This is a genomic window from Nocardia sp. NBC_01377, from assembly GCF_045040005.1.
Lineage (GTDB): Bacteria > Actinomycetota > Actinomycetes > Mycobacteriales > Mycobacteriaceae > Nocardia > Nocardia noduli.
This window is the reverse complement of record NZ_CP109566.1, coordinates 6,279,270-6,294,540: the sequence shown is the minus strand read 5'-3', so window position 1 is coordinate 6,294,540 and position 15,271 is coordinate 6,279,270. Positions and strand designations below refer to the sequence as shown.

Here is a 15,271-nt window from a genome sequence, read left to right as displayed (position 1 = left end):
CTTCACGCCTCCTTCGTCCGGCGAGCGGTCGGGGGCGGTTGGCGCACCATAGGTGTGCGTGGCGGGTACTGGGAGCCCGTGCTCGGCGATCGGCACACTCCTTCGTCCGACGAGCAGTCCGGGGGAGATCGGCGGACGATGACGTGCGCGTCGGGAACCTGGGACCTGTGGACAAGCACCGTCGATCGCACGTCAGGACAAGGCTTTCAGCGGTCCGCGTGACTCGGATCGGGGATGGAGCGGTGGGCCTCCGCCGCGGGGCTCAGCGTCTCGGATTCGGGGACGGTGGTGATTTCCGGATCCGCTGTTCGCGGCGCGGAATCGAGGCCGGAAGGCTCGAAATCGGTCCAGCACGCGGTCGGTTCGGGGCGGCCGCGCAACTGAATGTGGTCGTACAGCGTCCATTTGGCACGTTCGTGCGCGGAGGCGGCCTCGATGATCGCGTTGCTCACCAGGATTCGCCTCGGCGTCGCCTTGGCTTCGGTGGTGAGCCTGGCCGCCTCGTTGACGGCGTCGCCGATCACGGTGAATTCCAGGCGGGTGTCGGTGCCGACGTCACCGGCGAAAACCTGTCCGCGCGCGACGCCGATGCCGATATCGAGTTCACCGCTGGCGATCACCTCGTCCCTGATCCTGCGGGCGGCGCGTAAGGCCGGGGTCGCGTTGTCGCGCAGCGCGAGCGGTGCGCCGAAGACGCACAGCGCGGCGTCGCCCTCGAATTTGTTGACCAGGCCGTCGTTCTCCTCGGTGGCGGCGACCACGATGGCGAGCAGCCGATTGAGTTTGGCGACGAATTCCTGCGGCGACAATCCGGTGGACAGCGCCACCGAGCCCGTGACGTCGACGAAGAGCGCCGACACCACCCTGACGTCGCCGGTGAGGTCCATCCCGCGCGTCAGGGCGCGTTCGGCGACCTCGTCGCCCACGTGCCTGCCGAAGACGTCGCGCATCCGTTCACGTTCGAGCAGATTCGCCGACAGTTCGTTGACCGAATGTTCGAGCCGCCCGATCTCGCTGGTGCTGCCGACCGAGACCCGCACATTCGATTCGCCGTGGGTGATCCGGTCGAGCGCCAGCCGCAGCGCCCGCAACGGCGCGGCGACGGAGATGGCGAGGAATGTGGTGGCGAGCGCTCCGACACCGATGCCCACCGCAGCGAGGTAGATGGCGGTGCGGATGCGATTCGGCGCGCCCGAGACCGGATCGGCGAGGACGACGATCAGCATGAGCAGCGGCATCGCGCCCGAGACCGCCCAGGTGACGACCACTCGGATCAGCACCGACGAACTCCAGTGCATCGTCGCGCCGAGTACTCCCGCCACGACCGGGATGGTCGGCCGGATAAGCCGGTCGACGATGAGGAAGGTCACCGCCGCCGATTGCAGACCACCGAGCAGGAACAGCACGGCGGTGACGCCCATGTTGTTGTTCTCGGTGAGATGCGTGAACATCGATGCCGCGATGATCACCCCGGGAATCCACAGGGCGAGCGCCCGCGCGGTGATGGCGATGGGCAGACGCAGCAGTCGGCGCGCTTCGTCGGGTGTTGGTTTGCGTCCGGCGTCCAGCCAGGCGAAGTAGACGGTGCGGTCGCGCACGGCGAGTCCGATGCCGACGAGGAATCCGATGGCCGGGTAGATGCCGACCAGGGCCATCGTGCGCGGCCAGTCCGCGCCGAGTCTGCCGAGGAAACCGCTGAGCCACAACTCGGTGACGATGACGGCCAGACCGCTGAGATTGGCCGCGATCACCACGACGGCCAGCCCCCAGCGGGCTTTGAGCGCCCAGAACGCGAATTTGGCGATCACGACGCGCGCACATCCCGTCGCGGTGTCCTCCGGCCCGGTCCGGCGGCGTGAGTGAAGGCTGCGCGCCGCGGCGCGAACCGATGGCACCGCACCCGCGTGGTGGGACGAGGTGATCTCCCGATACTCCTTCGGTTGTCCAGCGTCACGATTCCGACTGTATTGCGGACCCGGCGCTCCCACGGTGGCACTCGCGTTTTCGACGCGCGTTTCGGTGCGGGCAGCACTCGGTCGCGAGGTATTCCGGTCACGGTGCGGTCCGGTTCAGCGCAGGACGACCAGCCAGATCGCGATGTAGTGGCACAGCGCCGCCAGCACCGTCGCCGCGTGGAAGAACTCGTGATGCCCGAAGACCTCGGGCCAGGGATTGGGCCATTTGGTGGCGTAGAGGATCGCGCCCGCGCTGTAGACGAGCCCGCCGACGAGCAGCAGGATCAGCGGGGCGAGCCCGACCTGGTCGTGCAGGCGACCGGCCACCGGCACGACCGCCCAGCCCAGCAGCAGATACAGCGGTACCCCGACCCACGGCGGTGCGGTCGGCCAGAGCAGTTTCAGCGCGACACCGGCGAGCGCTCCAGCCCACACCACGGCGAGCAGGGTCCGTCCGGTGCTTCCGGGCAGTCCGAGCAGGGCGAACGGCGTGTAACTGCCAGCGATGAACAGGAAGATCATCGAGTGGTCGGCGCGTTTCATCCGGATGCGGGTGCCGGGAGATTTCCAGGTCACCCGGTGATAGATCGCGCTGATTCCGAACAGTCCGCAGACGGTGAGGCCGTAGATCAGCGTCGACCAGCCCGCGGTCGCCGAAATGGTGGCGGCCTTCGCGACGAGGGCGATGACGGCGACGGCGGCGATACCGACCGCCCACGTGTGGATCCAGCCCCGCATCCGCGGTTTGACCAGTGCGTCGACCAGCCGTTCACTCGGGTGCGCGCCGACCGGCGCCGCGTCGACGGCACCGACTGATTCGGACAAAGCTACCTCCTGGGTGACCCGTGAGTAACCTACGGTACCGTAAGTTAGGTGCGTTCGGCTACTGCGCCGAGGAAACGCGGTCGATGCTCGGCTCGTGGTCGTGGGGCGTACTGTTGGACGCCGTGGAGCTTCCGAGTCAGGTGCGTGGTCTGCCTTACCGCATCTACGAGGCGCGGCTGTCCAAGCAGCTGGCCGGCAAACAGCACCCCCGGCACGTCGCGGTGATGTGTGATGGCAATCGCCGCTGGGCTCGGGAGAACGGTTTCACCGATGTGAGCCACGGCCACCGTGTCGGCGCGCTGAAAATCGCCGAACTCGTCGGCTGGTGTGCCGACGAGGGCATCGAGATGGTCACCGTCTACCTGCTCTCGACCGAGAATCTGCAACGCGACCCCGAGGAACTGGAAACCCTCTTCGAGGTCATCACCGACGTGGTCGAGGAACTGTCGGCCCCGGAACAGAACTGGAGCGTGCGCATCGTCGGTACGCTCGACGGATTTCCCGAACTCATCGCCAAACGTCTGCGTACCGCGGCCGAACGCACCGACGGACGCGACGGTGTGCACGTGAACGTCGCTGTCGGCTACGGCGGTCGCCAGGAGATCACCGACGCGGTCCGCAAACTGATGCGCCTGGAGATGGCGGCGGGCGAGACCGGTGAGGATCTGGTGCAGTCGATCACCGTCAACGCGATCGGCCAGCATCTCTACACCTCGGGGCAACCGGACCCGGACCTCGTCATCCGCACCTCCGGTGAGCAGCGGCTGTCCGGTTTCCTGTTGTGGCAGAGCGCCTATTCCGAGATCTGGTTCACCGAGGCCTACTGGCCGGAGTTCCGCCGCGTCGACTTCCTGCGTGCCCTCCGCGATTACGCCGCGCGGCACCGCCGATTCGGGGTGTGACACCGGGATTCGGCGCGTGTACGCGGCGGACATGGATCACGCTGTGCGCGTGGAGATCACAGTTTGCGCAGTCGCAGGCGGTTGATGGAGTGATCGGCGTCCTTGCGCAGGACGAGAGTGGCGCGCGGGCGGGTGGGCAGGATGTTGTCCACGAGATTCGGGCGGTTGGTGGAATGCCAGATCTCCTGTGCCGCCGCGGTCGCCTGCGCGTCGTCGAAGCCCGCGTAGTGGTGGAAGTGCGCGTTCGGGGCGGCGAAGGCGGTCGCGCGCAGCGCGAGAAACCTTTGCACATACCACTTCTCGATATCCTCGATGCGCGCGTCGACGTAGATCGAGAAGTCGAACAGATCCGAAACCATCAGGCGCGGACCGGTTTGCAGCACATTGAGGCCTTCGACGATCAGGATGTCGGGCTGGCGTACGCAGTGCAGCTTGCCCGGCACGATGTCGTAGGAGATATGTGAATACACCGGTGCGCACACTTCGGCGGCGCCGGATTTCACCTCGGTGACGAAACGCAGGAGTTTACGGCGGTCGTAGCTATCCGGGAAACCTTTGCGGTGCATTATCCCGCGTCGGGTCAGTTCCGCGGTGGAATAAAGGAATCCGTCGGTTGTGATCAAATCCACACGGGGGTGATGATCCCATCGCGCCAGCAATGCCTGGAGAACACGGGCCGTGGTGGATTTTCCGACCGCGACACTGCCCGCGACGCCGATCACGAACGGCACCTGCTTGTCCGGATGCTTTTCCCCGAGGAAGGTCGCGGTCGCCGCGAACAGCCGCTGACGTGCCGCCACCTGCAGGTGGATGAGTCGAGCGAGGGGAAGGTAGACCTCGGCGACTTCTTCGAGATCTATCTGTTCGCCGAGACCGCGCAGGCCGATCAGTTCTTCCTCGGTGAGCACCAGCGGAGTCGATTTGCGCAGCGTTCGCCACTGCTTCCGGTCGAATTCCACATAGGGGCTCGGCTCGCTCATTCGTGCCACTTACCCGACGCTCCATTTCCGCAAACACCCACACAATGGGTATGGACGCTGTGAGATTCGGTCTAGCTCTCGCCGCATGGCCGAATTGTCCTCCGCATCAACAATGTGTGGCACACGGGGTCTTGCTACCCGTCGGTAACCGAGTCGATACCGGGCGTTCTCCCCACTAATGTGGCGACCATGGATGCGCATCCGCTGGTGATCGAGTACCTGCGTCTCGGCTTGGCCTTCGATCGCTTGGAAGAGGGTTTCGTCGACGCCTATACCGGTGATCCGGTCCTGCGCAGGGAGGTGGAGAACGCGCCGCCGCCGCAGCCGAGCGAACTGGCGCGCCGGGCCGCGGACCTGCGCGCGGCACTGCCCGAGGCGAGACTCGCGCCCGAGCGCACCGAATTCCTCGATGTCCATCTGCGGGCGCTGGAATGCTCGGGGCGCAAGTTCGCCGAGGAATCGATCGGATTCGTCGACGAGGTGCGCGCCTATTTCGATGTCGAGATCGCCCCCGGGGATATCGACGACTACCGCGACGCGCACCGGCGGATGGACGAGGTGCTGGCGGGCGAGGGTCCGTTGGCCGAGCGGGTCGCCGCGCACCGCCGGGCCGACGAGATTCCGCCGGAACGGTTGCAGGCGTGCGTCGACGCGTTCTCCGGCGCGCTGCGCGAACTGGTGCGTGAGCGCTACCCGCTGCCCGACCACGAACATGTCACCTACGAGGTGGTCGGTGACAAGCCGTGGTCGGGATTCAACTACTACCTCGGCAATTGTCATTCCAAGGTCGCGATCAACTCCGACCTCAAACAGCACATGGCGAATCTGCCGCATCTGATCGCGCACGAGGCCTACCCGGGCCATCACACCGAGCACTGCCGCAAAGAGGCCGGACTGGTGGCGGCGGGCCAAGCCGAGCAGACGCTGTTCCTGGTGAACACCCCGCAGTGCCTGATGGCCGAAGGGCTCGCCGATCTCGCGCTGCGCTCGATAGTCGGTCCGGGGTGGGGTCGGTGGGCGCAGGAGATCTACGTCGATCTGGGGCTGCGATTCGACGGTGAGCGCGCCGAACGGCTGGCGACCGCGTCGGCGGATCTACTCGGTGTGCGCCAGGACGCCGCGCTGCTGCTGCACGATCAGCACCGCGACGAGACCGAGGTCGCCGAATTCCTGCAACGCTGGAACATGTTGACCCCGGACCGTGCGCGCCAGTCGCTGCGCTTCCTGTCCTCGCCGCTGTGGCGCGCCTACATCAGCACCTACGTGGAGGGCTATCGGCTGCTCGGCGGCTGGCTGGACCGGGCGGGGGACGCGGACGAGCGCGCCGACCGCTTCCGGCGTCTGCTCGATGAACCACTCACCCCGGGCGCGGTCCGGGCCATATAGACGAATCGGCCCCGTCGCGATGCGGCGGGGCCGGTAGGTGAAGTCTTCTCAGGTTGTGGCCGGGATTACCAGTTGGCGCACGCGGCTCCGCCGCCGGACAACGAACAGGTGGACTGGAGCAACGCCTTCAGCAGTGCTTCGATCGGCGAGGCAGCGATGAAATTGAGCAGCATGTTGTCTTCCTCGGATGTGTCAGGTGGACAGTGCCGTCCATCTGACTGGAGATAATGTCACATGCGCCCGACTATCAGATGTCACAGTATGAAATCGGTTGTGCTGCCGGATAACCGAATCTCTGATATCGGCGGAAATCGGCCTTAGTCGCGGCGTCGAAGAGTGCGTCCGCGGGCCGATATCGGATATATGTCCAGGTCAGGACGGTGTGAAGGTGATGCGCACCGAAATCGGATCCGTTTCCAGCGCCTTGGTCGCCCACGCCGTCGCGGGTTTGCCGAACCTGCCGCCCGCGAAGGTGCGAGCCCGGGCGACGACATCGTCGTCGGGGACGAACGCCGCGGTGCCGGTGCGCCAGATATCGCCGTGGCGCAGTCTGACCCGTGGATCGGCGGCGATATTGCGGGCCCAGCCCGCGCGCGGCCCGTGCTGGCAGATCACCCACGCGCCCTCGTCGTCGATCGAGACGGTGACCGGGACGCGGCGGGGCGCGCCGGTTTTCGCGCCGGTGGTCTCCAGTTCCGCGAGCAGCGCCGAGCGCACGCCGATCCGGTCGAGCAGTCGGACGGCGGGGTTGGCGAGGTAGCGGCCGATGAATCGTTCGCGCTTGAATTTGCGCAGAGTCGTGTTGTCGCTCATGGGTTTTCCGATCGTCGGATCAGCGGAAGACGACGCAGGTCGTGGTGCCGTGGGCGACCAGGCGACCCTGCTCGTCGACGACGCGCCCCTCGGCGGTCGCGGTGGTTCGGCCCACATGGATGGTGGTTCCGGTGGCGGTGAGGCGGCGGCCGTCGGTGGGGGCGGAGCGGATGTAGTTCACCTTCAGTTCCAGTGTCGTGTAGCCGACGCCCGCGTCGAGGGTGGTGTGCACCGCACAGCCCATCACCGAATCCAGCAGGGTCGCGCAGATGCCGCCGTGGGTCGTGCCGAGGGGATTGGCGAAATCGGGGCGGGTCTGTAGCGCGAACACGGCGCGACCGTGCTCGAGTGCGTCGACTTCCATGCCGAGCAGATCGCCGATGTAGGGCGGACGGTCTTCCATCGCCATGGCGGTTCGCAGCATGTCGAGGCCGGACAGTGCCGAGTAGTCGATTCCGGTGGTCGTCATCAATCCCGTCCTTTCGATGAACCGATCGGTCCATGTCTGCCATAATTGCAGCATGGACCGATCGGTTCACGCAACCTGTCGGCGTGGCGAGACCGAGGTGGACACGACTGTGGAGGCGATATGGCGGCTGGGCCACGTGACCGGCTGATCGAGGGCGCGATCGAACTCGTGCGGGAACAGGGTGTGCACGGCGCGGGCCTGTCCGCGCTGCTCGACCGCAGCAGGGCCTCGCGCAATTCGCTGTACCAGCATTTCCCCTCGGGAAAGGGCGAACTGGTCGAGGCGGCGACGAAGGTGGCGGGAGCGCGGATGGCCACCGTCATCGACATGGTCACCGCGACGGGAACGCCGCGCCAGTGGCTCGCGGCGCTCGTCGACTGGTGGAAGCGGGCACTGGAATCCAGCGGCTATACCGCGGGCTGCCCGGTCGTCGGCGCGGCGCTCGCCGAATCCGAACCGGATGTGCAGGCCGCGGCGGGTGCGGCATTCGCGGACTGGACCGCGCGACTGGCTGTCGCGCTGACCGGGGCGGGAGTGCCGGGGGAGCGCGCCGATTCGCTCGCCGGATTCGTGATCAGCGCCCTGGAAGGGGCGATCGTCCAATCCCGAGCCATGAAATCCACCCGACCGCTCGATGATGTGCTGGTCAATATCGGGCCCATGCTCGAAGCGCCGCGCGCGGCCCATACACTGAGGCCGTGACGCAGACGACCGCCTCTGTCAATACCCAGTCTCTCGGTGAGCTCGATCCGGAGCTCGCTGCCGCGATGGCGGGTGAACTCGCGCGCGAGCGTGACACCCTGGAAATGATCGCTTCGGAGAATTTCGTGCCGCGTGCGGTGCTCCAGGCGCAGGGCAGCGTCCTGACCAACAAGTACGCCGAGGGTTACCCCGGTCGGCGCTACTACGGCGGCTGCGAGCACGTCGACGTGGTGGAGACTCTGGCCCGTGATCGCGCCAAGGAGTTGTTCGGCGCCGATTTCGCCAACGTGCAGCCGCATTCGGGTGCCCAGGCCAACGCCGCGGTGCTGATGGCGTTGATGAACCCGGGTGAGAAGCTGCTCGGTCTGGACCTGGCGCACGGTGGTCACCTGACCCACGGCATGCGGTTGAACTTCTCCGGCAAGCTGTACGAGGTCCACTCCTACGGGGTGAGCAAGGAAGATCACCGCGTCGACATGGACGAGGTGCGCAAGATCGCCCTCGAGGCGCGTCCGAAGGTGATCGTGGCGGGGTGGTCGGCGTATCCGCGGCACCAGGATTTCGCGGCGTTCCGTGAGATCGCCGACGAGGTCGGCGCGTACCTGTGGGTCGACATGGCGCATTTCGCCGGGCTGGTCGCCGCGGGTCTGCATCCCTCCCCGGTCCCGTACGCCGACGTGGTCTCCTCGACGGTGCACAAGACCCTGGGTGGTCCGCGTTCGGGTCTGATCCTGGCCAAGCAGGAATTCGCCAAGAAGCTCAACAGTTCGGTGTTCCCGGGCCAGCAGGGCGGCCCGCTCATGCACGCGATCGCGGCCAAGGCCGTGGCGTTCAAGATCGCCGCGGGTGCGGAGTTCCGGGACCGTCAGGCACGCACGCTGTCCGGGGCCAAGATCCTGGCCGAGCGTCTGACCGGCGCGGACGTGGCGGGTAAGGGCATCAGCGTGCTCACCGGCGGCACCGACGTGCATCTGGTGTTGGTGGATCTGCGTAATTCCCAGCTCGATGGTCAGCAGGGCGAGGATCTGCTGCACGAGGTCGGGATCACGGTCAACCGCAACGCTGTTCCGTTCGACCCGCGCCCGCCGATGGTGACCTCCGGGCTTCGTATCGGCACCGCCGCGCTGGCCACCCGTGGTTTCGGTGATGCCGAATTCACCGAGGTCGCCGACATCATCGGTACCGCGTTGGCCGGTGGCTCCGATACCGAGACTCTGCGTGGGCGGGTATCGAAACTGGCGCAGTCGGTTCCGCTGTACCAGGGCCTCGAGGACTGGCACCTGCTCGGCTGAGCTTCCGCCCCTCCGCTTTCCGCTCGATGATCGCCCGCCCGGAAACCCGTGCGGGCGATGTCGTTTCCGCGTTACGACGTCCTGGCTCGTGCCCGGACGATCGTCTCGTTCAGGTAGCGGGTGATGTCGGCGCCGGTAGCGGGCCGGATCATCAACGCGCGGTTGGCGGGTATCTCGCAATAGCGACCGTCCTCGGTGTCGATCCATCGGATTCGGCCCATGCGCTGCGCGTCACCGTTGCGCGGGCCGCGCAGCACCGTCGCCGTACCCCGTGTGGTCGAGGGCTGACGCCAGAAACGGCGATAGCGTTCCTGCACCGCGCGCGCCGGATCGTTGTCGAACGGGTCGGGGCGATCGGTGGCGAGATCATCGAGCAGGTAGGTCTTCTCCAGCGCGGTGCCCGGTGGCGGATCGGGCAGCGCCCTGATCAATTCGGCGGCGAGCTGGTCGCCGCGACATCGCCGCAGCCGTACCTTGCCGCCGTCGGCCGCCGGATTCTGGACGGCGATCACCCCCGCCCCGGTCCGGGTCGCGCCCGCGACGCCGCGGATCTCGACACCGTCGCGCCGATCGTCGACGCCGAACAGTTCCACGCGCCACTCCGGATGACTCAGGACCCGTAGCGCCCGATGCAGGGGGACGTGATCGTCGCGGGCTAGTTCGGAGCGGAATTGCTCCTGGTATTCCTGGTATTCGCGCATCCCGGGGAAGCGGCTGGTGAATCGGAACGGGAACGGCAACCGATCCAGCCCGGTGCCGAACCAGGCCGCCGCGAACTGTTCGGCGGACAGCGTCCACTGTGACATCACTGGGCTCCGATCGCGGGCGGGACGGTCCGCTCCACCTCGCCGAGGAGTTCGGTCGCGTGTTCCTCGCTGCGCAGATACCGCGGTGATCGATGCTCACCGTCCTCCTCCGGCTTGACGCGCGGAGTCATCATGCCCGCGTATCCCGCGCCACCGGGAACGACCGGCCGGGCCGGGACGGCCGCCGGGGCAGCGGGCTGCGCCGACTGCGCCGCCGGTTGGGCGGGCACCGAAACACCGGGTCGCGGTTGCGCGCCCGAATTCGGCGCCGCGTTCGGATTGTGCGAGGCGGAGGTATCCGATCGGCCGGATGCACCAGGTGCGGTTTCACTCGGCGCGTTCGCCGTGAACTGCGGTGTTCCGGGATTGAACGGGGTGTAGGTCGGCACACCGGCGGTGGAGCCGACGCCGGGCGCGCTGCCGGAGAACGGGGTGTGCGGCACCGGTTGAGGGGCGAGGGGTTGCGGGGAGTAGGTAGGCGCTGCCGAAGCCGGTGGTGCGTAGGCCGGTGGAGCTGAGGTCGGTGGTGCGTAGGTCGGTGGTGCGTAGGTCGGCGGTGTCGAGGTCGGTGGTGTGGCGGAGGGTGCTGCGGCACTCACCGGTGCGGCGGTCTGAGGCGCCGCTGCTATCGGTGCGGTGGTCTGAGGCGCCTGCGTCACCGGTGCTGCCGCCTGCGGTGCGGCCGTCGGTGGTGCCGAGGTCTGCGGTGCTGCGGTTTGTGCCGCCGCCGGTGTCCCCGACCCGGGAGGTGCGTCTGACGTAGCCGATTGGGCGGCCGCGGCTCCGGTCGAGGTACTCGCGGCCGGCTTCTCACCCGCCGCCGAGGTCCCCGCCTCACCACCCCCGAATGCCGCCGAGCCGTTGGCGCCGCCCGCTGTGCCTGTGCCGCCTGCTGCGCCGGTGCCGCCGGAACCGCCCGGCGTCGCGGCATTGCCGTTGCTTCCGGCACTTCCGCCGCCCGAGCCACCGCTCGCCAGCTCGGCGCTGTTCCCCGTAGTGCCGGTGCCGCCTGGCGCACCTGTTCCTCCGGAGTTCCCCGGCGTGCCCGTGGTGTTGGAGTCGCCCGGTGTACCCATCAGGCCGGAGATTCCTGACGCGCTCGAGTTGGCCGAGGCGTTCGCTCCGCCGGAGCTGCTCGGCGCACCCGCTCCGCCGGAATCACCTGACGCACCGGTAACGCCGGAACCGCTTGCCGAGCTCGAGTTTCCCGCTGCGCCAGCGGTACCGGCACCGGTGGACGTGCCCGCCGTGTCAACGTTTTCTGTCGCACCGACTGAGCCCGTGCCTATCGCACCGAGACCTCCCGGAGTGCCCACGGCGCCGCTACCTACGGACGTGCCCGAGGTGCCCGAGTGCTCCGCCGCACCGGTACCGCCTGCCCCGATGGGACCGCCCGGCGCACCACCACTCGAATCGTGCGGTCCGCTACCGGATCCGAACAGTCCGTTCGAGGTCCCGATACCGCCCCCGATCGGATCGACCACCGCGGGGAGCGGCGGAATTTCCTGAGCGGCCGCACCGTAGGGCTGGATGTAATAGGCGACCATGTCGTCGCGGGCCTGTTCTTCGCTGGCATTGCGCACCTCGGGAGCGGTGGAACCACCCGAGCCGTCACCTACTTCGGGAATCGCGGCTTTGAACCGAGCCGCCGCGTTCCCCGCTGCCTCGAGCGGAACCGTTTGCCGCTGTAGCGCATCGCCGAATTCGGCCAGCCGGGTGACGTACCGGCGCAGACCGCCGACGGCCGCGTCGGCCGCCGCGCCCTCCCACCGCTGGTCCACCGCCTTTCCCGCGGCCGATTCGAATTGCTGGCCCGCCCTGGTCACCGCCGTCGCGATGGTCGTCCAGGCGTCCACCGCCCCGACCAGGCCGTCCGGGTCCATCTGTTCGGCGGCCTGTTTGATCTCGGCGTGGGAAAAGCTCTGCGCGTTCTCGGGATTCGTGATCGCCCGGCCGTCGATCGGTCTCATGGCGGTTGTCCCTTCCGTCGGTGCGGTCTGACGATATAGACGCACCCGCACCCGGCTCGGTTCCATCGAAACACTGTCGATCCACCTGCGCGGCGGAATCGACGGCCCGGGGAGGGGACTAGCGCGCGACGAGCTGGGGGGAGTCACGCAACTCGATATCGTTGCTCGCGTCGTCGGAGTACTTCGACATCAGCCGCCACAGCGGTGATTCGAGGAACCGGTTGCGCAGCGCGATTCCGTAGCCGGTCTTCGGCGCGAGGAACCGGCCCGCGTTGCTGCGCCCGGCGATCTTGGCGTAGCGGCGCATGATCGCGTCGTAGTTCGCGAAGGCGACGGTGTGATCGTCGCGCAGCGCGAGTTCGCCCGCGATCACATACGCGCCGACCACGGCGAGCCCGGTTCCGAAGCCGCCGAGCGTATTCCCGTATCCGGAGTCGCCGACCAGCGCGACCCGGCCCCGGGTGTAGCCGGATTTCGCCATGTCGACGCGGCTGAGCGAGTCGAGGTAGAAATCGTCGAACGCCGACATCTCCTCCAGCATGCGGGGCACCTGCCAGCCCAGGCCCGCGTAGGCCTCGGTGACGATGCGGCGCTGGGCTTCCACGTCGTCTCGTTGGTAGTCGAGTTCGGGTGCGGTGAAGAGGTAGAGCTGCTGGGCTTTCGGTCCGCCGCTGACGGCCAGTCGTCCCGGCGTGTTGTAGCCGTGGGCGGTCGCCCGTTCGCGCGAACCCGCGTCGGTCGTGCTCCACGGACTCGCGCCCGCCACGCAGTAGTAGTGGCCGAGATGCCGGACGAACTCCCGTTCCGGTCCGAAGGCGAGGCGTCGCACCCTGGAGTGGATGCCGTCCGCGCCGAAGACGAGGTCGAAGGTGCGGGCCGCGCCGCGTTCGAATTCCACGCGTACGCCGTCCCCGGTGTCGGTGAGCGCGGTGACGGTGTCGCCGAAGACGTAGTCGCAGCGCGCCGCCGTCCGCTCGTACATGATCCGTGACAGATCGCCGCGCAGGATCTCCACATCGCCGCCGGTGAAATCGCCGGACATGAAGGCCAGGCGCTCGCCGTGTTCGTCCAGGAACACGGTGTCGGTGGTGCCGGTGCGACGGGCGTGGATCTCCTCCCAGATGCCCATTCGCTCGAGCACGGTCCGGTGCGTGGCGCCCTTGAAGTCGACCGCCTGACCGCCTGGGCGCGGCGCGGGGTCGCGCTCGACGGCGGTCACCGCGTAGCCGTAGCGGTCGAGCCAGTAGGCCAAGGCCGGTCCGGCGATGCCGGCGCCGGAGATGAGGACGTTCTTGGTGTGCATTGGGGTGCCTCCACGGGGGTCACAATCTGTGTCCGATGGAATCTGTTTCCAATGGACACGAATTAGAGTATGGTAGACACAGTTCGAGAGTCAAGGCATCCACGGAAAGGATTCGGATGGCGCAACCGACCACCGTCGAACTGCTGTGGGGCACCCGGCAGCGGCCGAAACGCGGACCCAAACCGGCGCTCACGCTCGAGGGCATCGTCGCGGAGGCCGTCGCCATCGCCGACGTCGACGGACTGGCCGAACTGTCCATGCAGCGCCTCGCGCAAGGGCTCGGCTTCACGAAGATGTCGCTGTATCGCTACGTTCCCGGTAAAGCGGAGTTGACCGCGCTGATGCTCGACTCGGCGCTGGGCGCGCCCCCCGAGATCGCCGCCGTCGACCGGAATCCGGCCGGCGAGCCGTGGCGCGTCGGCCTGCGCCGATGGTGCGAATCGCTCTACGAGCGTTTCAGCGCCCACCCGTGGGCCCTGGAACTCGCCGTCGGCGCGCGGCCCGTCGGCCCGAACGAGATGGCGTGGATGGAGGTCGCGCTGCTCGACCTCGCCGATTCCGGCCTGACCACGTCCGAACGCCTCGACACCATCGCCATGCTGGCAGGCCACGCGCGCGGTCTGGCGCAGCAGGTGCTCGCCGCGGGTCCGCAGGATTTCCAGGACAGCATCGCGGCGCAACTGGCCGAGATGCGCGAGGCGGCGGCCCAGCGCTATCCGGTGGCGAGCGCGGCCTACGCGGAGGCGGGGGCGGCGGCGGGCGGCGACGGCGCGTTGAGCTTCGGTATCGACCGCATCCTCGACGGATTGGGCGTCCATATCGCGCGCCGTCGCGACGCGCGGCAGCCTATCGTCGGAGCATGACCGAAGAACTCGAACTGCAGCAGGACTCGATCACCACCGTGCGCGAATTCTTCGCCGCCCTGGAAATCGGGGCCGTCGGCGAAGCACTGGAACTGCTCGATCCCGAGATCGTGTGGAAGAACACCTCGCTGCCAGATGTGCGCGGCGTCAAGCGGGTCGGCGGACTGTTGCGCGGGCTCAGCCGCGATCAGGTCGGGTTCGCCGCGGAGATCCATCACATCGCCGCCGACGGCGATATCGTCCTCACCGACCGCACCGACATACTGATCTTCGGACCGGTGCGCATCGCGTTCTGGGTGACCGGCACGTTCGAATTGCGCGGCGGTCGAATCGTGCTATGGCACGACCACTTCTCGTTCGAGAACTTCATCAGGGGCACCGTGGTCGGACTCGTCCGCGCGGTCCTCGGTCGCCGCTGATCGGTTCGCGACGGGTCGGGCGTGGAGCCCGGCCCGCGCTGTTCAGGCACGCCCGGTGAGGTATTCCAGGTAGAACGGGCGCAGCATGTCGGCGATATCACCGTCGCCGGCGTGGAAGTAGTCGTCGATCATCGGGACGACCCATTTGATGTCGGCCTCGCTCTCGCCGACATTGCCCGCCGCCGCCTCCGCGGCCGGGATCGAGGTGAGCAGACGCCAGAGGAACTTCACATCCCCGTGGCGTACCGCCAGTTTCACCGCGCGGTCGTGCAATTCCTTGGACGACAGCTTCTCGAGTTCCTCGTGATCGGACATGACTTCGACTCTAACGGGCTGTGCTGACCTGCGGCTACGACCGGCGTGCCGATGCCCGTTAACGGGATCTTCACCGACATGCCTACCGCTCCGGGAGCGGAGAACGGGTAGTCGGCGGTAGCGTCGATGATGCGGGCCGCGTCGTTGTGGTTCGTACGGGAGGTCCTGACCGTGACTGAGCTACTCAGTGCGAGGGGGCCGGCACCCGGCCCTCGTGGGTTCTGACTCGAGTCGAACCCATCAGGACGGACCGGTCCAGCGAGATCGTCCG

The 15,271-nt window shown here is 67.5% G+C and carries 15 protein-coding genes; 6 read left to right on the top strand and 9 right to left on the bottom strand.

Going from position 1 to position 15,271, the window contains the following annotated elements; translation table 11 throughout:
• Positions 1-206: 206 nt before the first annotated feature.
• Both OG225_RS29140 and OG225_RS29135 read right to left on the bottom strand, forming a co-directional pair.
• Positions 207-1,808 (bottom strand): adenylate/guanylate cyclase domain-containing protein, encoded by a 1,602-nt coding sequence (locus OG225_RS29140; protein ID WP_405178167.1) that lies wholly within the window; start codon positions 1,806-1,808, stop codon positions 207-209.
• A gap of 261 nt (positions 1,809-2,069) precedes the next feature.
• Positions 2,070-2,693, bottom strand: coding sequence for a hemolysin III family protein (locus OG225_RS29135; RefSeq protein ID WP_216917869.1), 624 nt, complete (start codon positions 2,691-2,693; stop codon positions 2,070-2,072).
• A gap of 170 nt (positions 2,694-2,863) precedes the next feature.
• Here OG225_RS29135 and OG225_RS29130 point away from each other — a divergent pair, with 170 nt between their 5' ends.
• Complete coding sequence (locus OG225_RS29130) at positions 2,864-3,682, top strand: isoprenyl transferase (protein ID WP_254190933.1); 819 nt, start codon at positions 2,864-2,866, stop codon at positions 3,680-3,682.
• A gap of 56 nt (positions 3,683-3,738) precedes the next feature.
• Here OG225_RS29130 and coaA read toward each other — a convergent pair whose 3' ends face one another.
• The gene (coaA, locus tag OG225_RS29125) at positions 3,739-4,671 is read right to left on the bottom strand and encodes a type I pantothenate kinase (RefSeq protein ID WP_109527892.1); all 933 of its coding nucleotides are present in this window, start codon (positions 4,669-4,671) and stop codon (positions 3,739-3,741) included.
• Between the two features lie 180 nt (positions 4,672-4,851).
• On the opposite strand from coaA, the gene OG225_RS29120 reads away from it, so the two are divergent.
• Positions 4,852-6,048 (top strand): DUF885 domain-containing protein, encoded by a 1,197-nt coding sequence (locus OG225_RS29120; RefSeq protein WP_405178166.1) that lies wholly within the window; start codon positions 4,852-4,854, stop codon positions 6,046-6,048.
• 372 nt (positions 6,049-6,420) lie between these two features.
• On the opposite strand, the gene OG225_RS29115 is transcribed toward OG225_RS29120, so the two are convergent.
• Both OG225_RS29115 and OG225_RS29110 read right to left on the bottom strand, forming a co-directional pair.
• A complete protein-coding gene (locus tag OG225_RS29115) occupies positions 6,421-6,861 on the bottom strand; it encodes a nitroreductase family deazaflavin-dependent oxidoreductase (protein ID WP_405178165.1) in 441 nt (146 codons plus the stop codon).
• Positions 6,862-6,880: 19 nt separating this feature from the next.
• Positions 6,881-7,330 carry a PaaI family thioesterase gene (locus tag OG225_RS29110; protein ID WP_405178164.1) on the bottom strand — a complete coding sequence of 150 codons (450 nt, stop codon included), beginning with the start codon at positions 7,328-7,330 and terminating at the stop codon, positions 6,881-6,883.
• Between the two features lie 120 nt (positions 7,331-7,450).
• Between OG225_RS29110 and OG225_RS29105 the strand changes: the two genes are divergently transcribed.
• The gene (locus tag OG225_RS29105) at positions 7,451-8,032 is read left to right on the top strand and encodes a TetR/AcrR family transcriptional regulator (RefSeq protein ID WP_405178163.1); all 582 of its coding nucleotides are present in this window, start codon (positions 7,451-7,453) and stop codon (positions 8,030-8,032) included.
• The gene (gene glyA, locus OG225_RS29100; protein ID WP_405178162.1) at positions 8,029-9,324 is read left to right on the top strand and encodes a serine hydroxymethyltransferase; all 1,296 of its coding nucleotides are present in this window, start codon (positions 8,029-8,031) and stop codon (positions 9,322-9,324) included. The genes OG225_RS29105 and glyA overlap by 4 nt, the downstream gene beginning before the upstream one ends.
• A 71-nt stretch (positions 9,325-9,395) precedes the next feature.
• On the opposite strand, the gene OG225_RS29095 is transcribed toward glyA, so the two are convergent.
• From OG225_RS29095 to OG225_RS29085, 3 genes are all read right to left on the bottom strand, one after another.
• On the bottom strand, positions 9,396-10,130 hold the full coding sequence (locus OG225_RS29095; protein ID WP_405178161.1) for an ESX secretion-associated protein EspG: 735 nt from the start codon (positions 10,128-10,130) through the stop codon (positions 9,396-9,398).
• Positions 10,130-12,100, bottom strand: coding sequence for a hypothetical protein (locus OG225_RS29090; protein WP_405178160.1), 1,971 nt, complete (start codon positions 12,098-12,100; stop codon positions 10,130-10,132). Before OG225_RS29090 ends, OG225_RS29095 begins: the two co-directional genes overlap by 1 nt.
• A gap of 118 nt (positions 12,101-12,218) precedes the next feature.
• Positions 12,219-13,403, bottom strand: a complete 1,185-nt coding sequence (locus OG225_RS29085) for an FAD-dependent monooxygenase (protein ID WP_405178159.1) — start codon at positions 13,401-13,403, stop codon at positions 12,219-12,221.
• A 116-nt stretch (positions 13,404-13,519) separates the two neighbouring features.
• Between OG225_RS29085 and OG225_RS29080 the strand changes: the two genes are divergently transcribed.
• Both OG225_RS29080 and OG225_RS29075 read left to right on the top strand, forming a co-directional pair.
• Positions 13,520-14,266: a TetR/AcrR family transcriptional regulator gene (locus OG225_RS29080; RefSeq protein ID WP_405178158.1), complete on the top strand. Its 747-nt coding sequence runs from the start codon at positions 13,520-13,522 to the stop codon at positions 14,264-14,266.
• The gene (locus OG225_RS29075) at positions 14,263-14,685 is read left to right on the top strand and encodes a limonene-1,2-epoxide hydrolase family protein (RefSeq protein ID WP_405178157.1); all 423 of its coding nucleotides are present in this window, start codon (positions 14,263-14,265) and stop codon (positions 14,683-14,685) included. Before OG225_RS29080 ends, OG225_RS29075 begins: the two co-directional genes overlap by 4 nt.
• 42 nt (positions 14,686-14,727) lie before the next feature.
• Here the strand turns inward: OG225_RS29075 and OG225_RS29070 are convergent, their stop codons facing one another.
• On the bottom strand, positions 14,728-15,000 hold the full coding sequence (locus OG225_RS29070) for a hypothetical protein (protein ID WP_405178156.1): 273 nt from the start codon (positions 14,998-15,000) through the stop codon (positions 14,728-14,730).
• Between the last annotated feature and the right edge of the window lie 271 nt (positions 15,001-15,271).